Here is a 19360-nt window from a genome sequence, read left to right as displayed (position 1 = left end):
GCCGTGTGACGCAGAGCGTCACGAACTGCATGCCGACGCGGAGCGTCGGCACGATAATCAGAGGCGCAAAGGTGCCCTGAGCCAGAAACAAACATCACTGACACCGCAGAACCGCCGTGTGATGCGGAGCATCACGAACTGCATACCGACGGCACGATAGTCAAAACCCGACACCTGACACGCGTCGGGTTTTGGCATTTCTGCACTGAATAAAAATGAAATGGAATAAAATTCTAAAATCAGTTGAATTGGAAAATATTTTCCAATAGAGTCGTTTTCAGGTTACCGACTATCGAATCACCCGGGCATGAAGTCATTTTTCAGGTTACGGGGAACAAGCCAACAAAAACAAAACAAAAGATAGGTACTGTCGATGAAAACCCCCACTTCTGGCTTCCCCGCCAAGCTTTCTGTTACCTCGTCATTCTGGCTCCGGCTCATGGAGCGATTTCTCACGATCGTCGCCCGTGGCATGTGCGTGCGGCACAAGGACGCTCAACTGTTCTGCATCCCGGGTGCAACCGGCATTCGCCTGCCTCGCTGATTGGCTTTACTGTCGCCCCCGACAAATGGTTATCAGATCCAAACAACAACAAGAATCTGGAGACAGCCCCTCATGAAAACCAAGCTTGCTTTCACTTCACTCGCCCTGGCATTGATGCTCGGCAGCGGCGCTGCGCTGGCCGATATCCAGGTCGGGGTGGCCATGTCGCAATTCGACGACACCTGGCTGACCTATCTGCGTCAGGACATGGGCACCAAGGCCAAGAGCATGCCTGACGGCGTGACACTGCAATTTGTCGATGCCCGCGCCGACGTCAACAAGCAGATCGATCAGGTCAAGGAACTCATCAACAAGAAAGTCGATGCCCTGATTGTCAACCCGGTAGACACCGCCGCCACCGCGCGTATCACCAAGGAAGCCGTCGCCGCCGGCATTCCGCTGGTCTACGTCAACCGCTGCCCGGATGACCCCAAGCTGCCAGCTGGCGTCGCCACCGTGACCTCCGACGATACCGAGGCCGGCCGTCTGCAGGCGCAATATGTCGCCGACAAAATGGGCGGCAAGGGCAGCGTGATGATTCTGCTGGGGGATCTGGCCAACAACTCCACGCAAAACCGCACCAAGGGCATCAAAGAGGTGCTGGACAAATACCCTGATATCAAGATCGACCAAGAGCAGACTGGCACCTGGCTGCGCCAGAAAGGCATCGACCTGACCAATGACTGGCTCACTCAAGGGCGCAAATTCAACGCCGTTCTCGCCAATAACGACGAAATGGCCATCGGTGCTGCGATGGCGCTGAAACAGGCGGGTGTCGCCAAAGGCACGGTGTTTGTCGCTGGTGTCGACGGCACACCCGATGGTCTCAATGCAGTGACCAAAGGCGATCTGACAGTATCGGTTTATCAGGATGCCAAAGGGCAAGCCGATGGCGCGATCGATGCGGCCGTCAAGCTGGCCAAAAAAGAGAAGGTCGAGCCACAGGCAATCGTCATTCCGTATCGTCTGATCACGCCTGAAAACGTCTCCACTTTCAAATAACAACAGTCGACAGGCCAGGGAGGGAAGGGCTATGTCCTCCCACGCCTGCCGCCTGAGGAGTTTGTGATCATGTCCGGTTCCGCTACTGCCAGCCCTCCCGCAAAACCCGATCTGCCATCCAGTAATGGTGCTGGCCTCACGCCAGATGCTCAATGCCCCTATCTGCTGGAAATCAGCCATATCAGTAAAGGCTTCCCAGGCGTTATCGCGCTCGACGATGTTCAGCTGCGCCTGCGTCCCGGCAGCGTGCTGGCGCTGATGGGCGAGAACGGGGCGGGGAAGTCAACGTTGATGAAAATCATCGCCGGGATCTACCAGCCCGATACCGGCGAAATTCGCTTGCGCGGCAAGCCGATCAGCTTTACCACCCCGCTGTCAGCCCTGCAGGCGGGTATCGCCATGATCCATCAGGAGCTGAACCTGATGCCCTTCATGAGCATCGCCGAAAATATCTGGATCGGTCGCGAACAGCTCAATGGCCTGCACATGGTCGACCACCGCGAAATGCACCGCTGCACGGCGCAACTGCTGGAGCGTCTGCGCATCAAGCTTGATCCCGAAGAGCTGGTGGGCAACCTGAGCATTGCCGAGCGGCAGATGGTGGAAATCGCCAAAGCCGTTTCCTATGATTCGGACGTGCTGATCATGGACGAGCCCACCTCGGCCATTACCGAGACTGAAGTGGAGCACCTGTTTTCGATCATCGCCGACCTGCGCTCGCAGGGCAAAGGCATCATCTACATCACCCACAAGATGAATGAAGTGTTCAAGATCGCCGACGAAGTGGCGGTGTTTCGTGATGGCACCTACATCGGCCTGCAGCGCGCCGAAAGCATGGACGGCGACAGCCTGATCTCGATGATGGTCGGTCGCGAGTTGACCCAATTATTCCCGCAGCGCGAAAAGCCTGCGGGCGATGTCCTGCTTTCTGTCAGTGACCTGAGCCTGAAAGGCATTTTCCAGAGCGTGTCCTTCGACCTGCGTGCCGGTGAAGTTCTGGGTATTGCCGGGTTGATGGGCTCGGGGCGCACCAATGTGGCCGAGACCCTGTTCGGGATCACTCCCAGCGACAGTGGCGAGATCCGCTTCGATGGCAAGACGGTACGTATTGGCGACCCGCATCAGGCCATCGAACTGAGGTTTGCGCTGCTAACCGAAGACCGCAAGCTGACCGGCCTGTTTCCGTGCCTGTCGGTTATGGAAAACATGGAAATGGCCGTGCTGGCCAATTACGCGGGTAATGGTTTCGTGCAACAGAAGGCGTTGCGCGCACTGTGCGAAGACATGTGCAAGAAGCTGCGGGTGAAAACCCCTTCACTGGAGCAGTGCATCGACACGCTGTCCGGTGGCAACCAGCAGAAAGCCCTGCTGGCGCGCTGGTTGATGACCAATCCCAGGGTCTTGATTCTCGACGAGCCGACGCGCGGCATCGACGTGGGTGCCAAGGCGGAAATCTATCGGCTGATCTCGCTGCTGGCCAGCGAAGGCATGGCCGTCATCATGATCTCTTCGGAGCTGCCGGAAGTGCTGGGCATGAGCGATCGGGTCATGGTCATGCACGAAGGCGAAATGATGGGGATTCTCGACCGTAGCGAAGCGACCCAGGAAAAAGTCATGCATCTGGCCTCCGGCCACCGGGTTCATTGAGCTTGCATCACAGAGCCCGGTAGAAGAACAAGAGGGTAATCAACATGAGCAACGCGATTCTGCAAAACAAACCGGCCCTGGCGCCGACCGGAAAAAAAAGAAGGCTGCCGACCGAACTGAGTATTTTTCTGGTGCTGATCGGAATAGGCCTGATCTTTGAACTGTTCGGCTGGATCGTTCGCGATCAGAGCTTTCTGCTCAATTCCCAGCGTTTGGTCCTGATGATTCTTCAGGTGTCGATCATCGGCCTGCTGGCCATCGGCGTCACGCAGGTGATCATCACCACCGGCATCGACCTGTCGTCCGGCTCGGTATTGGCGTTATCGGCGATGATTGCCGCGAGTCTGGCGCAGACCTCGGACTTTTCCCGCGCGGTATTTCCATCCCTGACCGACTTGCCCGTATGGATTCCGATCGTGGTCGGGCTCGGGGTAGGGTTGCTGGCTGGCGCCATCAACGGCAGTATCATCGCGATCACCGGCATCCCGCCCTTCATTGCCACACTGGGCATGATGGTCTCTGCACGCGGCCTGGCACGCTTCTACACCGAAGGCCAGCCGGTGAGCATGCTCTCTGATTCCTACACGGCTATCGGCCAGGGCGCGATGCCGGTCATCATCTTTTTGGTGGTGGCGGTCATTTTCCACATTGCGCTGCGCTACACCAAGTACGGCAAATACACCTACGCCATTGGCGGCAACATGCAGGCGGCGCGCACCTCGGGGATCAACGTCAAGCGTCACCTGATCATTGTCTACAGCATCGCCGGGCTGCTGGCCGGATTGGCAGGCGTGGTCGCCTCGGCGCGAGCCGCAACCGGGCAGGCGGGCATGGGCATGTCCTATGAACTGGACGCCATCGCGGCGGCAGTCATCGGCGGCACCAGCCTGGCGGGCGGCGTCGGGCGAATTACCGGTACGGTCATCGGTGCGCTGATTCTCGGGGTAATGGCCAGCGGCTTCACGTTTGTCGGCGTGGACGCCTACGTTCAGGACATTATCAAAGGCCTGATCATTGTGGCGGCGGTGGTCATCGATCAATATCGCAACAAGCGCAAGACCAAGCGCTGATTTCGATTATTTTCGCAAAAGGGCCTTTTCAGGCCCTTTTGCGCTGTTGATATTGCCGGAACCGATACGCTTTGAGTGGGTCAGAGCCTCATCAAGCAGCCCACTGATCGGGTTATACATCCCCGTTTAAAGGGTTTTACCGCAATTGTTGTACGAAAATCCTTCAATTGTGTTGCCGAGCCCGTTAGCCGGCCTTAGACTGCCGCCCCTCGTAAATTGAGTGCCAGGTGGCGCTTGGAGATTATTGGTTTGTACGGCAACGTCGAGCCGCTCCTCAATGCACGTTTTTTTATAGAGAAATAAATGACAAAGGAAAAGTTGCTGGCCATGCCGGCCGATGACTACATGAACGCCGAGCAGCACGCTTTCTTCGTCGAGCTGTTGCAGGGCATGAAGGTCGAGATCCACGCGCGAATCGAGCAGAGCCGTATTGCCATCGAAAGCCTGGACACGCCTGCCGACCCTGCGGACGCAGCTTCGGTTGAAGAAGAGCGTCATTGGCTGGTCAACGTGATCGATCGCGATCAGCGCATGCTGCCCCAGCTGGAAATGGCCTTGTCGCGCATTGCCGATGACACCTTCGGCTGGTGCGATGACAGCGGCGAGCCTATCGGCCTAAAGCGTCTGCTGATCAGCCCGACCACCAAGTATTGCATCGAAGCGCAAGAGCGCCACGAGCAGATCGACAAGCACCAGCGCCAGGCCTGATACACAGGCAACAGCGACTGAGTGACCGAACCGGGACGCAAGCAATTGCCTCCCGGTTTTCTTGTGCCCGGAGTTTGTCGAAAGTCACGCTGGTCGCTACGACCAACAGCGCATGGCATAAGGCCGTTATCTGGCGTTTAATGAACGTAATAACGATAAATACTGACGGGGTGACGCAGCATGGCCGAGAACCTATCCATGGCAGCCGGGCTGCCGCTGGCCGATGCTTCGGGCGCTGCGTCGAAGTGGTGGGTGCCGGCGGTGCAGAGTGTTGCGTTGTGCCTGCTGTTGGCGGCCATGAGCGTGGCCGGGCTGTCTCTCTACGTAGTCACACCGCTGGCGTTGCTGGTGGTCTGGCTGCCGCGTCTGGCGCGCAGGAGTGGCCTGGTTTCGCGCGTCGAGTCCGGTGACAGCGAGATTGCTTTGCTGACCCGCGATCTGTCGCGCACCACCAGTCATAACGCGCTGTCGGCTGCTCAGGTAGCGTTTTCCGTGGGGCAGCTGGCGGGCAGGGTGCAGTCGCAACTGGGGGCCGCCGAACAGGTGGTCAGCAGCGCCGAGCAGATGATCGCCACCGAGCAGCAGACCGCGCAATTGAGCCAGCAGGCGCTGGTTGCGGCCAGCGAGGCGCGCCAGCGCAGTGAGTCCGGAAGCAGCGCGCTGAATGAGTCCATCGAACGCATGCATCGGTTGAGCCAGCGCGCGGTCGGCAGTCGTGAGCTGATCGAAGCGCTGAGCCAGCGTAGCGAGGAGATCCAGCGAGTGACGATGGTGATCCAGTCGATTGCCAGCCAGACCAACTTACTGGCGCTCAACGCCGCCATTGAAGCTGCCCGGGCGGGCGAGCATGGACGCGGTTTTGCCGTGGTTGCGGATGAGGTGCGCGGGCTCGCCGGTCGAACCGCCAGCGCTACCGGGGAGGTCGGGCAGATGGTCGCCGACATCCAGCAGCGCACCGCACAGGTTGTCGAGCAGATCCGCGAGTTGTCCTCCGATCTGGACACCGGCGTCGAGCAGGTCGAGCTGACTGGCCAGCATCTGGGCAATATTGCCCGGCTGGCCGTCGAGGTCGAAAGCCAGGTGAGCGAAATAGCTCAGGGTGCACGAAGTAATCAGGATCAGTTGGCGAGCCTGTTCGAGGCTGTCGAGCACATGCGCAGCGATCTGGCGGTCAGCGATGAGCAGACCCGGCAACTGGCCAGAGCGGCCGTGCAGATGGAGGGGCAGGCCGAAACCATCAGCCAGCGTCTGGCTCAGGTGGGTCTGGATGACTATCACCAGCGTATCTACGATCTGGCCCGTGAAGGCGCGCAACGGATTGCAGAAAAGTTCGAGGCTGATATCGAGCAGGGGCGGGTCAGCCTGGAGGACTTGTTTGATCGTAACTACAAACCTGTCCCCAATACTTCGCCCACCCGATTCACGACGCGTTTTGACCGTTACACCGACCAAACGCTGCCAGGGCTGCAAGAGCCTTTGCTTTCCCGGCACGAAGGTCTGGTGTTTGCGATTGCCTGCACGCAACAGGGTTACGTACCCACGCATAACAACGCATTCAATCAGCCTTTGACGGGCGATGCGACGGTGGACAATGCGCGTAATCGAAGCAAGCGCAAGTTCGATGACCGGACCGGTATTCGCTGCGGCAGCCATCAGTTGCCGGTTTTGCTGCAAACCTACACCCGCGACACGGGCGAGCTGATGCATGACCTGTCCGTACCGATCATGCTCAAAGGCCGACACTGGGGCGGTCTGCGCCTGGGGTATAAGCCACAAGGCTGATACGCCCTATAGCTATGCAGTCAGCTCAAGGGTGCAAATGTGCAGCTTTGAGCGAATACCGTGAACTTGAAGTGAAAGCTTTAGTTCGCTCAACGCGGGCTATGTGCCAATGCGTAGGCTGTTACTGATGAGGTGTTTGTGTATCAGCTACACACGTTGTAGGACTTGTCTGAAATGACTCTTCATGGTTGACTGTCCGGTATCTTTGAGCAAGCTGCTTATATCAACTTATTACAAGGTTGGTTTAAGTGCAGTCTGTTCAAAGACTGCCTCTAAGGACGGAAAAAGTCATGAATGACAAATGGAATGTTTACCCATCAGCAGCACTATCAGGCGCCGGTGGCGCGACGGGTTACCGCGCGCGTCGGTATTTTCTTCGATGGCACAGGAAATAACCGCGTCAACAGTCAGATCGGTGCTGATTGTCAGGCATTGATTGAAATCAATGCCGGTCAACACATCAAGGAGTGCGGCGGGCGCCATACCCAGCTCGGCAGCAGTTACAATAACGACCTCAGTAATGTAGCCAGACTGGTCAGCCTTTACCGTCGACAACCTGTCGCCGAAAATGACGGAGAAGGTCTGAAAGTTTATTATCCGCTGTACGTAAGTGGTGCCGGCACCACCTCCGGTGGGCGAGATTCGGTGTGGCCTGGGCAGAGTTTCGGCCGGGGCGCCACGGGCGTGGTTTCAAAGGTGGAAAATGCGTTCAGAAAACTCAAGTCGGCGCTGAAGGCTTTCCCGCAGGACAACCCCGATTGTGTGCTGGAGGCGCTTGAGCTGGATGTATTCGGCTTTAGCCGTGGCGCTGCGTCGGCCAGGCATCTGGTCAACGAAATCCTCAAGCAGGGCGCAGGAATGCTTGAGCCGATACTCGCCAGCCGCAAGGTCAGGTTGAGCGAAAACTTTACCTGGCGCAACGGCAGTATACGGCTCAAGGTTATCGGCCTGTTCGACACTGTCGCTGCAATAGGCAGTCTGAAGGATCTGGGCAATACCCACGACGCGAACAATCGGCGGGTCAATCTGTATCTGCCTCCGGGGTGTGCCGAGCAGGTGCTGCATCTGGTGGCGCGCGACGAGTCGCGGCGCAATTTTGCGCTCAATAGCGTCACCCCGGCGTGGCCGAGGGAAATTACGCTGCCCGGCGCTCACTCCGATATCGGTGGCGGCTACCCGCCGCAAATGGAGGAAGACGTCCTGCTGACTCGTCCCCGGACAAGCCTGGTCAGCCGAAGCTGCTCACCCGATACGGCGACCAGTTGGAAAAACACCCAGGCTGAACTGGATGGCATGAACCCTGATCAGTGGATTGATCCGCTCGACAGTCGTGCGTTTTTACAGGTCCGATTCTATGAAAGCGGCTATCAAGCGTGCCGAAAAACGCTTAATGGTATGAGGCCGGTTATCGCAGCAGTGTGTATGAATCGTCAGGTGTTCGGCCATCTGTCGAGGGTCTACCTGCAAATCATGCACACATTGGCATGCGACGAAGGCGTGCCCTTCGGACCTGTACCGCAGAGCACGGAGTTCCAGCTTCCACCTGAACTGGAGAACACTGCGCGCAAGTTGATTGCCTATGCGCAAGGCGCACCTTATTCGCTGGAGGCTCATGAAGAGCAACTACTGCGCTGGCGCTATATCCATCAGTCCGCGCACTGGAGCGCCGTATTCGGCAGAAGCGGCACTTTGGGGGACGCTGTATTCGTCCATGCTCCGCAACCGGGTGGCCGTACATTGCATCTTAATATTGGCCAACCCGGTTATCCGCAGTAGGCTCAACGCCCGAGTGGCTTACTCGGGCTTTTTGTGCAGGCGAACGTTTAATTCGTCTACCACCATTGCCCATTCTGCGTCCTCACGTAGTTGTTCCTTGAGAAACTCAGCCTGCCGTGGTGTCCAGAAGTATGCATCAATCAGTTTGACATCGTTGGGCAAGGGATGGGTGGCGATGAACGCTTCGATGCTCTCATCGTCCGTAGCCAACGCCAATTGGGCAAACAGATCGTTGATGGTAGTTGTGGTCGGTTCCATGTCATCTCCTCGACGAGGGGTATCCCCGTTTTCATCAGTCCTCTATGGGAGTGATCGATGTACGCAAGAGTTCGATGCATTTGCCGTCTGAAAAGATGGCCTTTTGTACTCTGCCTACAAGTGGTATGTTTCCACTGTCGCGGACACCTGTAATGTCCAGGGCCGGAACCCGTCCAGCCCGTCAGCGATGGTCGGTTTTTCCGGTATTTCCAGATATCGCCGCTGCTGCGACACCGATGTGTACAAAAGGTATATATCCCGTAGATGCCATGAGCCGGTAGAATCCGCCTCCCGCCTGCACCCGATTTGTGGTGGCGCTAACCTGCGCTCCTGCCTGAAGCATGCCAAAAGGTCCGGCATGCTCGATGCGGCCTATGGATGAATCGTTTTCTTGACTGTCCTGAAATCAGGCAGCCTCATTTTCATGTTTGAGGGTTTGTACTTTGGCTGTAAGTAACCTGGATACTCATGCTTTGTTCGTGCTCGGCGATCTTCGCGCACAGTTGGTCAAGCAGTTTCAATCCCGTTTTGTCTACATCTCCGAGCAATCTGCCGAAGGCATTTATATTGCTGAAATCGACACTGAAAGCGCTTTGGTCGTCGATGACAAGCCGCGCCTTGAACTCAAGGTAGGCGATCACTTTCGCGCTTCAGTTCTGGCAAGCCGCGAAGGTGGCAAGCTGGAATTGAAGTTCCGTGAAATCAAGATGACCGTGTACGGGCTGGGTGAATATGCATTCGTCGATATCCCTGAAGGCCACGGCATTGTGTTCAAGGAAGGTCAGACAGTCGTTATGGTGTTTGCCGCCAAAGAGCAATTGCAGATGGGCATGAGCAAAACCCTGAAGGGCGCGGTCGGCAAGGCTGCCAAATGGCGCAAGGGTGAGCTGAGCTTCAAGGCCAGCGAGTAATCCCGGCCCAGGCTCTGCACGTCAGCCTCCGGCGGATTCTTCGTTGCTACGACCGCTGCTCACTTCTGCAGGCACATCGTCACCGGCCATGCGCTTGCGAAACAGCGCCGTACGCGCCAGCAGCAGGGTGGTCACCGGCACGGTGATCGCCAGCAGTACCGGAATCAGCCAGGCATGGATGACCGGCTCTGATTTCAGCGCAGAAAAGTAAGCGATGGACGCCAGTGCCACGCACCAGGCGCCCAGCGTCGAAGCCAGCGCTGGCGGGTGCATGCGCTGGAAAAAGTCCTTGAGGCGCAGCAACCCCAGCGCGCCGGTCAAGGCGCACAGGCTGCTGGCGATCAGCAGGCCGGCCGTCAGTATCTCTGCCCAGAAGGGCACCGTGTTTGGCAGTCCGGTCATTCGATCACCTCTCCGCGCAGCAGGAATTTGGCCAGAGCAAACGAGCCGACAAAGCCGAACAGGGCAATCAGCATCGCAGCTTCGAAATACGTGTCACTGGCGTAGCGGATACCCAGCACCAGCATCATCAGCATGGCTATGATGTACAGATAGTCCAGGGCCAGAACCCGATCCTGAGCCGAGGGGCCCTTGATCAGGCGAATCAGGGTGATGAACATTGCCAGGGCGAAAACCAGCAGGCTGATCAGGATCGCGTTGTCGAGCAGTGCACTCATTGAAAGATCTCCATCAATGGACGCTCATAAGTGGTCTTGAAGTGCTCGATGAACTGCGCCTCGTCTTCCAGATCGAACACATGCATCAGCAGCACGCTGCGATCCAGTGCCAGCTCGGACCAGACCGTGCCGGGCACTACCGTCGTGACCATCGCCAGCGCGGCAAGGCCGTGGGCATCGTGTAATTCAAGTGGCACCAGCACGAAGGCCGAGCGCGGTGGGCGCTGCTTGAGTCGCCATACGCTCAAACCGACCTGCAGGTTGTACACCACCACATCGACGCCTACTCTGCATAAAAACCTGAGGATGGTACCCGGTTTGCGTATGCGTACCGGCAGCGGCCGCAAGGGTGCCATCAGCACTGGCGCCAGAAAGCCGAGAATGGCACCCAGCAGCAAATGGCCGGGGCTGAGCGACAGGTTCAGGACCAGCCATAGCCCCCACAGCGCCAGCGAGAAGAGCGGGGCGGGAAACAGACGCTTCATGGTCGTCCCTCCGGGTTCACGTCCTGGCTGGTAGGGCCGGGTATCGGGCGTGTGGCGAGCACCGACTGCACATACTGCTTGGGCTCGTGCAGTGCGGCGGCGGTGTCCTGGGTGTAGCGCAACAGCGGCTCGGCCTTGAACGTCAGTGCGATGCACAGGCCCAGCAGAATGATGATCGGCAGGCATTCGTTGCGTCGCAGCAACGGCGAGGGACGCTCGTGAGGTGTCCAGAAACGCTGGGTGCCGAGCCTGGAAAAGGCAATCAGCGACGCCAGCCCGGAAAAGATCAGCAGGCTGATGAGCACCCAGGCTTGGGTAGAAAGCGCTTCGTCCTGCGCAACATCCAGCCCCAGCGGGTTCATCAGGGCGCTGAGCAGGGTGAGCTTGCCAATGAACCCCGACAATGGCGGCATGCCAATAATCAGCAGCGCGCAGGCGATAAAGCTCAGACCCAGAAAGGCCACGGTCATGGGGATCACCTGACCTACGACGACTTTTTGCTCGTCGTCGAGGTTGGTGCCGGGCGGCGGATGCAGTGATTCCATTGCGCGCGGCAGTTGATCCACGTCGTCCTCCAACGGGATCTCGTTGGCGGAGCGGGAGCGTTCGATCAATTCACCGAGCAGAAACATCGCGCTCAGCGCCAGGGTCGAGCTGACCATATAGAACAGCGCGCCCGAGGTCAGGCTCGGCTGGGCGAAACCGATGGCCGACAGCAGAATGCCCGCCGACACCAGGATGCTCAGACTGGCGAGGCGTTCCAGGCGCTGGGCGGCGATGATGGCTATTGCGGCGGTAAAAATCGTCGCCATGCCGCCGTAGATCAGCCAGTCGCCGCCAAAGAATGCCGAGGCTCCGGCCTGACCGGAAAACAGCAGTGTCCAGAGGCGCAGCAGAGTGTACACGCCGACTTTGGTCATGATCGCGAACATGGCTGCGACCGGTGCACTGGCTGCGGAATAGGCCGGGACCAGCCAGAAGTTCAGCGGCCACATGCCGGCCTTGGCCAGAAACGCCGTAGCCAGGATGGCAGCGCCTGCGTGCAGCAGCCCCAGGTCGGACTCTGCGACCTGGGGAATCTTGATCGCCAGATCGGCGAAATTGAGCGTGCCGGTCACCCCGTAGATCAGTGCAGCACCGATCAGAAACAGCGACGACGCCAGCAGGTTGATCGAAATGTAATGCAGGCCTGCCGACACTCGTGCCCGGCCCGAGCCGTGCAGCATCAGGCCGTAGGACGCTGCCAGCAGGACCTCGAAGAACACGAACAGGTTGAACAGGTCGGCGGTCAGGAACGCGCCGTACAGGCCCGTCAGTTGAATCTGGAACAGCGCGTGAAAACTCGCGCCGGCCCGATCCCAGCGAGCCAGCGCGAACAACAGGGCGCAGACCCCGACAATACCGGTCAATACCATCATCAGTGCCGACAGATGATCCACCACCAGCACGATGCCGAACGGTACGCCCCAGTTGCCCGGCAGGTAGACGCCGATCGAGCCGCTGCTGCCGGTCTGCTGCACCCAGACAAGCAACGCCACGGATATGCCCAGCCCGAGCATGCTGGAGAACAGGTTGATACGGCCCTTGAGTGGTCGATGCTTTTCGCCCAGCCAGAGCATCAGCCCGGCCGTCAGCAGCGGCAGCAGAATCGGCGCGATGATCAGTTGGTTCATCCAGCTCATGCCTTGGGCTCCCGGCCATCGACATGGTCGGTGCCGGTCAGGCCCCTGGAGGCAAGCAACACCACCAGAAACAACGCTGTCATGGCGAAGCTGATCACGATTGCGGTGAGCACCAGCGCCTGCGGCAGCGGGTCGGTGTAATTGAGCAGGTCCTGGGGAATGCCGTCCTTGATGATCGGTTCTCTGCCGATGAACAGGCTGCCCATGCTGAAAATGAACAGATTGACCCCGTAGGACAGCAGGCACAGCCCCATGACCACCTGAAAGGTCCGTGGACGCAGGATCAGCCAGACGCCCGAGGCGGCCAGCACGCCGATGGCTGTTGCGATGACTTCTTCCATCAGAGGATTCCTTGCGGGTTGGCGACAGGCTTGGGCAGCTGTGTCGGACGGTGGCTGCGCACCGACTGGTGAGCCAGCGCAGTGAGGATCAACAGCGTCGATCCGACCACCACCGCATACACGCCCACATCGAAAAACAGAGCGCTGGCGATGTGAATATCGCCGAGTATCGGCAAATCGACATGGGCAGTGTGGGTGGTCATGAACGGGTAGCCCAGCAGCATGGAGCCAGCACCGGTGAGGACCGCGCACAGCAGGCCGGTGCCCATCCAGCGCAGCGGTCGCAGGCTCATTTGCGCCTCGACCCACTGAGTGCCGGCGACCATGTATTGCAGGATGAACGCCACCGACATCACCAGACCGGCGACAAAGCCGCCGCCTGGCTGGTTGTGGCCCCGAACGAACAGGTACATCGAAATGATGAAGGCAATCGGCAGGAGCAACCTCACCAGCGCCGCCGGCACCATCATGAAACCGAGCGCGGTGTCGCTGGCGCTGCGCGGGTTGACCAGGTCGGTCACCACGTCGCGGGCGAGCAGGCGCTGTTGGGTCGGCAGCAGAATGCTTTCTTTCGGTGGGCGGAAGCGCCGCAGCAAGGCAAATACAGTGAGCGCCACGGCGGCCAGCACGGTGATCTCGCCGAACGTATCGAAGCCACGGAAATCCACCAGCATCACGTTGACCACGTTGGTGCCGCCGCCCTGTGGCAGCGCGCGGCTCAGGTAGAACGACGAGATGGCGTTGGGCGTCTGCCGGGTGAGCATGGCGTAGGACAGTATCGCCATGCCCAGGCCGACCAGCACCGCCAGGCCAAAGTCGCGTATCCGCCGGGTGCGAGCGCGCAGGCGGGCACTGAGCGGTGCGACGTCTTCGTTGCGTCGCGGCAGCCAGCGCAGGCCGAGCAGAATCAGCACCGTCGTCACCACTTCCACGACCAGTTGGGTCAGCGCCAGATCAGGTGCCGAGAACCAGACAAAAGTGATGCACGTCATCAGGCCGCACACGCTGACCATGACCAATGCTGCCAGACGATGATATTTACCCTGCCATGCCGCACCGATGGCGCAGGCAATCGCGATCAGCCAGAGCGTGACAAATACCCCGGAGCCTGGAATTTTTGGCCGGTCGCCCCAGGTCAGGCCGCTGAAATACATTGGAATGAAGCCGCCCAGCACCGCCGCCAGCACCAGCAGAAACAATTGCGGCTGCAAACGACGCGTACTGACCTTGCGCTCGAAACGCCGCGCCCAGTGCATGACCACAACCAGGCTGCGCTCGAAGAAGCGTTTGCCGTTGAGACGCCCTACCAGCGGCGGGGTGGTGATGCGTTCGTGCTTGAGCGGCTTGCGCAGCAATAGATACAGAATAATGCCACCCGCCATCGCCACCAGGCTCATGACCATCGGCAGGTTCCAGCCATGCCAGATCGCCAGGCTGTACTGGGGCAGTGTTCCGCCGACTACCGGGCGTGCGGCGGCCGCCAGCAGGGGCGCCACGGACTGCGCCGGGAATATGCCGACGACCAGGCACGTCAGCACCAACAGCTCGACCGGCGCACGCATCCAGCGCGGCGGCTCATGGGGCAAGTGCGGCAGGTCTTTGGCTGCCGGTCCGAAAAACACATCGACCGTGAAGCGCAGCGAATAGGCGACGCTGAATATTCCGGCAATGGTCGCGATGACAGGCAGCGCGATCTCGACCCAGGCCGTGGCGGAAATGAACACCGTCTCGGCAAAGAACATTTCCTTGGACAGGAACCCGTTGAGCAGCGGCACGCCGGCCATCGATGCGCTGGCGACCATTGCCAGCGTCGCGGTATAGGGAAGCAGCTTCACCAGCCCGCTGAGCCGCCGGATATCCCGGGTCCCGCTCTCGTGGTCGATGATCCCGGCCGCCATGAACAGCGAGGCTTTGAAGGTGGCATGGTTGAGAATGTGGAATACCGCAGCGACTGCCGCCAGCGGGCTGTTCAGGCCCAGCAGCAGTGTGATCAGGCCCAGGTGGCTGATGGTCGAGTACGCCAGCAGTCCTTTGAGGTCATTCTGAAAGATCGCCGCGTAGGCGCCCAGAATCAGCGTGCAGGCGCCCGCACCGCTGACGATCCAGAACCATTGCTCGGTACCGGACAGCGCGGGCCACATCCGCGCCATGAGAAACACCCCGGCCTTGACCATGGTCGCCGAGTGTAAATAAGCCGAAACCGGTGTCGGTGCCGCCATGGCGTGGGGCAGCCAGAAATGGAACGGGAACTGCGCGCTTTTGGTCAATGCGCCGATCAGAATCAGGGTCAGCAATACCGGGTACAAGGCGTGGGCACGAATCGCGTCACCGGAGGCCAGCACACGGTCCAGATCGTAACTGCCCGCTACATGCCCGAGGATCATCATGCCCGCCAGCAGCGCCAGCCCGCCTGCGCCGGTGACCATCAGCGCCATGTACGCGCCACGGCGTGCATCGGCGCGATGGTGCCAGTAGCCGATCAGCAGAAACGAAAACAGGCTGGTCAGCTCCCAGAAAAACACGATCTGAATCAGGTTGCCGGACATGACCAGCCCGAGCATGGCACCCATGAACGCCAGAAAAAAAGCGAAGAAGCGCGGCACCGGATCGTCCGGCGACATGTAATAGCGGGCGTAGAGCGACACCAGCGCACCGATGCCCAGCACCAGCATCGAAAACAGCCAGGCGAAGCCGTCGATACGCAGGACGAAGTTCATTCCCAGGCTTGGCAGCCAGAAATATTCCTCGCGAATCACACCGCCTTCGGCAATCTGCGGGAACCACAACGCCATCTGAATCGCGCCGATCAAGGCGACCAGACCCGCCAGAAACGATTCTGCGTTACGCGCGTTGTGCGGCAAAATGGCCGCCAGACAGCTGCCAATGAACGGCAGAAGCAGTAGAACTATCAGGGACATAGGCTTCTAATCTGCAGGGGAATGTCAAGCATCATACGTGCCAGACACCCCGATACCAAAGGGACGGTTTCCGAAATTTCCTACAAAAAGTGTCTGCTGTTTTTTATGCAGCAGATTGTTGCTACAGCAAAAATGTTTCACGGCAACGCTACCGGTGCTTTATTCGACTTTTCGCAGGCCTTCTTCATCGAGGCTCGCCTCATCTCCGGTAACAAATTCGCCAGCAACAGAGCGTCGTTTCATTTCGCTGACGATCACTCCGGCGACAATCAACGCCGCGCCGAGCAGTGCGATGCCCGGCAAGCGCTCACCGGCCAGTCTTCCGACAACCCCGGCCCAGACGGGTTCGCCGGCATAGATCACGGTTGCACGCGTGGGCGAAACACTTTTCTGCGCCCAGTTCATGGCGATCTGAATGGCCGCACTCATCAGACCGAGTCCCACTGCGCTGACCACCAGCAACCAGGAGAAATCCGGCAGGCGTTCCTGGGTAGGCACGATCATCAAAAAAGCCAGAATGGAGGCGGTCGCCAGTTGCACGACGGTGACGCGCCGCACATCGACCTTGCCCGCATAAGCGCTGATCATGATGATCTCTGCCGCGATGGCCACCGTGCTGATCAATGTCATGATTTCGCCGGAACTGAGGTCCAGGACAGCGCCCTGCGACCCTGACACCAGCATCAGCCCGGTGAAGGCGAGAATGATCCCCAGTGTCGGCATCAATCCTGGACGCCGCCCGAGCACCAGCCACTGCAACAAAGGTACACAAGGTACGTAGAACGCAGTGATGAACGCGGACTGGCTGCTGGGTATGGTCTGCAGGCCGACCGTCTGCAGGCCATAGCCGAGCATGATCGATGTGCCGATGAAGACGCCGGCCTTGAGTTCAAGAAAGGTTAGGTCGCGCAGCACTTTCAGCGAAAACAGCGCTACGATAAGCGCCGCGGCGGCAAAGCGCAGGCCGACGAAGAACATCGGTCCACTGACGGTCATTGCATGCTGGACCAGCAGAAATGTGCCTCCCCAGAGCATGGTGATCAGGATCAGCACGGCTTCGGCCTTGCTGATCCGGGGTAGGCGGCTGATAGACTTCATGTCCGCTCTGGACTCCTGTGAACTGCGCTCTGGCAGCAATGCGTACGATGAGAGGCTGAACACTCAGACAGCACCCTGGGATTGGGCAGTATAATGCGCAACGGTTTGATGTGAGCACCACGATGCACAAAGAAAACTCGCCACGAGCGCCGGTTCTGCAACATGTCAGCCATAACGTGCGGCGTCTGCGCAACGCCGCTGACCTCAGCCAGACCGCGCTGGCGGAAAAATCCGGCGTCAGCCGTCGCATGCTGGTCGCCATCGAGGCCGGCGAGAAAAACGTCAGCCTGGCAACCCTGGATCGGGTGGCCGAAGCGCTTGAGGTTGCCTTCAGCGACCTGATTCAGGCGCCGGAAAATCGCGATCACAGCCGTATCAACGAACTGGCCTGGGCCGGTACGATCCCTGGCAGCAAAGCCGTGCTGCTGGCCAGAGCGATCGCGCGGCGAGAGGTTGAATTGTGGGAGTTTTGCCTGACACCCGGCGATGCCTACGTGTCGGAAGCCGACCCGGAGGGCTGGAGTGAGCAGGTCTACGTCGTGGAAGGTCGGCTGACCCTGCGTTTTGCCGAGCCTGCCGCCGCGCAGCAGGTCGGGCCGGGCGAGTTCTTCATGTTCCCCAGCGATCAGCCGCACCGCTACTGCAATGAGGCTGACATCACCCTGCGCTTCGTGCGCAACGTGGTGCTTTGATTCTATCGTGACCCGACTTTTATCGTAACTCGACCGAGGCGCTGTTCGATGACCCAAGACCCACACCAGACGGCTGACATTCTGATCATCGGCGGCGGTCTGAGCGGCAGCATGCTGGCAGCGCAATTGTTGCGCAGGCCTGGGCAGCGCCGAATCCTGATCATCGAGACTCGCAGCGAGCTTGGCCGGGGCGAGGCCTACAGCGCCACCGAGCCGGGCCATACGCTCAATGGCAACGCGGCGCGCATGAGCGTCGACCCGGACAACGCGCACGACCTCACCGAGTGGCTGACCGGCTACCTGGCCGAAGGCGGCTGGCCTGAAGCGGCCGAGCAGAAAATCCCGGTCGCCGAGCTGTTTCCGCCGCGCGGGGTGTTCGGGCTTTATGTGCAGCAGCGTCTGCGCGAGGCGCAGGTGGTGGGCGAGGGCTTTGGCTCGACGGTCGAGCACGTGCACGGCGAGGCGGTGGACGTGCAGGTCAGTGAGCAGGGCGTGAGCGTCACACTGGCTGATGGTCGTGAACTGCGCGGCAGTCAGGCCGTGCTGGCGACTGGCATGTACGCCGCTTCACGAACCCCGCAGCGCGAGTCGAACGCGCTGAATGCTGCATCGCTGGACCCTTGGGATGTAAGCGTCATGCAACAGCTTGATCCGCAAGCCCGTGTGCTGATAATCGGCTCGGGGCTGACCATGGTCGATGCGCTGGTGTCTCTGGAAAAGGCCGGACACCGCGGCCCGATTCAGGTTTTTTCCCGACACGGTCTGTTACCACATGTGCGCCGTCAGCCGCCTGAATGGTCGGATTTTCTGGCGCAGGCCCCGAGCATTCGCAGCACCCGTCAACTGGTCCGCAAGGTTCGCGAGCAGTGTGAACTGGCCATTGAAAGCGGCATTGACTGGCAGGCCCCGCTGGACACTGTGCGTGCCAACGTCGGCAGGCTGTGGAACCAGGCGACTGACACACAGCGTCGACAATTCGTACGGCACGTAAGGCCGTGGTGGGAGAGCCATCACCACCGCTCGCCACCACCGAGCGCGGCACTGCTGGCACGGCTGGTCAAGCAGGGGCGGCTGAGCATTGAAGCGGCTTCATTGCGGGGTGTGGCGAGCCTGCCGTCGGGTCAGGTGCAGATCAGTGTCCGTCGGCGTGGCGAGCATGAGCCGACGCACATCCTCGGGGATGCGTTGATCAACTCCACAGGTATTGAGTACGACTGGCGTCGCGTAGACCGTCCGCTGCCTCGCCAGCTCCTGGCACGAGGCCTCATCCAGCCCGGCCCGCTGGCACTGGGCATCGCAGCGGCCCACGACGGCGCGGTGCTTGATGCGCAAGGCCAGCGCTCAGCACACCTGTTCGCCATGGGCCCGCCCTTGCGCGGCATGTGGTGGGAAAGCACCGCAGTCACCGACGTGGCGACTCAGGCCAAGGCTTTGGCAATCCGTCTGGCTTGAGCCCATGAGATCAGGCGCGGAGTGTCCAGAAAGGCATTTCCACGCCTTGGAACGCCCGTCGTGACGCTCGGCGATAATGCTTTGGCTTTAGATGTGCTTTTCGAGCGCTATATCACTGACGACGCAGAGTGCGACGTAAGTGTGAGGGCGAAGGAACCCGACGAAGTGGGCCGGAAACGGAGCGGGGCTTTCGCCTACTTTGGCCCCATCAAAGTCAGCCGCCGAGGGGCGACAAGGTGGCTTGAGCCGTAAACAAACATCACTGATATCGCATAACCGCTGTGTGACGCGGAGCGCCACAAAGAGGACGCAGAGCG

At 59.6% G+C, this 19360-nt stretch carries 16 protein-coding genes and 1 pseudogene; 9 read left to right on the top strand and 8 right to left on the bottom strand.

All coding sequences use genetic code 11. From position 1 onward, the window contains the following. Positions 1 to 616 precede the first annotated feature (616 nt). The 6 genes and pseudogenes from DW49_RS0108520 (at position 617) to DW49_RS0108495 (ending at position 8529) form a co-directional block, all read left to right on the top strand. The gene (locus DW49_RS0108520; protein ID WP_005619210.1) at positions 617 to 1546 is read left to right on the top strand and encodes a sugar ABC transporter substrate-binding protein; all 930 of its coding nucleotides are present in this window, start codon (positions 617 to 619) and stop codon (positions 1544 to 1546) included. Between the two features lie 69 nt (positions 1547 to 1615). Next, positions 1616 to 3193, top strand: a complete 1578-nt coding sequence (locus DW49_RS0108515; RefSeq protein ID WP_005619208.1) for a sugar ABC transporter ATP-binding protein — start codon at positions 1616 to 1618, stop codon at positions 3191 to 3193. Between the two features lie 44 nt (positions 3194 to 3237). Then, positions 3238 to 4263 (top strand): ABC transporter permease, encoded by a 1026-nt coding sequence (locus DW49_RS0108510; protein WP_003380853.1) that lies wholly within the window; start codon positions 3238 to 3240, stop codon positions 4261 to 4263. Positions 4264 to 4566: 303 nt separating this feature from the next. Further along, a complete protein-coding gene (locus tag DW49_RS0108505; protein WP_003380850.1) occupies positions 4567 to 4971 on the top strand; it encodes a TraR/DksA family transcriptional regulator in 405 nt (134 codons plus the stop codon). Between the two features lie 180 nt (positions 4972 to 5151). Next, positions 5152 to 6753 (top strand): methyl-accepting chemotaxis protein, encoded by a 1602-nt coding sequence (locus DW49_RS0108500; protein ID WP_024419905.1) that lies wholly within the window; start codon positions 5152 to 5154, stop codon positions 6751 to 6753. Between the two features lie 290 nt (positions 6754 to 7043). Beyond that, positions 7044 to 8529, top strand: a pseudogene (locus tag DW49_RS0108495) (T6SS phospholipase effector Tle1-like catalytic domain-containing protein). Positions 8530 to 8547: 18 nt separating this feature from the next. Here DW49_RS0108495 and DW49_RS0108490 read toward each other — a convergent pair. Continuing rightward, positions 8548 to 8787, bottom strand: a complete 240-nt coding sequence (locus tag DW49_RS0108490; RefSeq protein ID WP_005619202.1) for a DUF2789 domain-containing protein — start codon at positions 8785 to 8787, stop codon at positions 8548 to 8550. A gap of 443 nt (positions 8788 to 9230) precedes the next feature. Here DW49_RS0108490 and DW49_RS0108485 point away from each other — a divergent pair, with 443 nt between their 5' ends. Continuing rightward, entirely contained in the window at positions 9231 to 9698 is a 468-nt protein-coding gene (locus DW49_RS0108485) for a hypothetical protein (protein ID WP_005771167.1), read from the top strand. Positions 9699 to 9719: 21 nt separating this feature from the next. On the opposite strand, the gene DW49_RS0108480 is transcribed toward DW49_RS0108485, so the two are convergent. The 7 genes from DW49_RS0108480 to DW49_RS0108450 all read right to left on the bottom strand — a co-directional run bounded on the left by DW49_RS0108480 (position 9720) and on the right by DW49_RS0108450 (position 16899). After that, positions 9720 to 10100 (bottom strand): Na+/H+ antiporter subunit G, encoded by a 381-nt coding sequence (locus DW49_RS0108480; RefSeq protein WP_005619198.1) that lies wholly within the window; start codon positions 10098 to 10100, stop codon positions 9720 to 9722. Next, on the bottom strand, positions 10097 to 10375 hold the full coding sequence (locus DW49_RS0108475; RefSeq protein WP_005619196.1) for a K+/H+ antiporter subunit F: 279 nt from the start codon (positions 10373 to 10375) through the stop codon (positions 10097 to 10099). Before DW49_RS0108475 ends, DW49_RS0108480 begins: the two co-directional genes overlap by 4 nt. Then, complete coding sequence (locus DW49_RS0108470; RefSeq protein ID WP_005619194.1) at positions 10372 to 10860, bottom strand: Na+/H+ antiporter subunit E; 489 nt, start codon at positions 10858 to 10860, stop codon at positions 10372 to 10374. Before DW49_RS0108470 ends, DW49_RS0108475 begins: the two co-directional genes overlap by 4 nt. Then, positions 10857 to 12542: a monovalent cation/H+ antiporter subunit D gene (locus DW49_RS0108465; RefSeq protein ID WP_005619191.1), complete on the bottom strand. Its 1686-nt coding sequence runs from the start codon at positions 12540 to 12542 to the stop codon at positions 10857 to 10859. Before DW49_RS0108465 ends, DW49_RS0108470 begins: the two co-directional genes overlap by 4 nt. Beyond that, the gene (locus DW49_RS0108460; protein WP_003380836.1) at positions 12539 to 12883 is read right to left on the bottom strand and encodes a Na+/H+ antiporter subunit C; all 345 of its coding nucleotides are present in this window, start codon (positions 12881 to 12883) and stop codon (positions 12539 to 12541) included. Before DW49_RS0108460 ends, DW49_RS0108465 begins: the two co-directional genes overlap by 4 nt. Then, positions 12883 to 15801 carry a monovalent cation/H+ antiporter subunit A gene (locus tag DW49_RS0108455; protein WP_024421217.1) on the bottom strand — a complete coding sequence of 973 codons (2919 nt, stop codon included), beginning with the start codon at positions 15799 to 15801 and terminating at the stop codon, positions 12883 to 12885. Before DW49_RS0108455 ends, DW49_RS0108460 begins: the two co-directional genes overlap by 1 nt. A 159-nt stretch (positions 15802 to 15960) precedes the next feature. Beyond that, the gene (locus DW49_RS0108450; RefSeq protein WP_005619185.1) at positions 15961 to 16899 is read right to left on the bottom strand and encodes a DMT family transporter; all 939 of its coding nucleotides are present in this window, start codon (positions 16897 to 16899) and stop codon (positions 15961 to 15963) included. A gap of 122 nt (positions 16900 to 17021) precedes the next feature. Here DW49_RS0108450 and DW49_RS0108445 point away from each other — a divergent pair, with 122 nt between their 5' ends. Next, entirely contained in the window at positions 17022 to 17591 is a 570-nt protein-coding gene (locus DW49_RS0108445; protein ID WP_005619182.1) for a helix-turn-helix domain-containing protein, read from the top strand. A 48-nt stretch (positions 17592 to 17639) separates the two neighbouring features. After that, positions 17640 to 19043 (top strand): FAD/NAD(P)-binding protein, encoded by a 1404-nt coding sequence (locus DW49_RS0108440; protein ID WP_005619179.1) that lies wholly within the window; start codon positions 17640 to 17642, stop codon positions 19041 to 19043. The last annotated feature ends 317 nt before the right edge of the window (positions 19044 to 19360 follow it).

Source organism: Pseudomonas avellanae BPIC 631 (assembly GCF_000444135.1).
GTDB classification, from domain to species: domain Bacteria; phylum Pseudomonadota; class Gammaproteobacteria; order Pseudomonadales; family Pseudomonadaceae; genus Aquipseudomonas; species Aquipseudomonas avellanae.
This window is presented reverse-complemented; position numbering and strand designations above follow the sequence as displayed.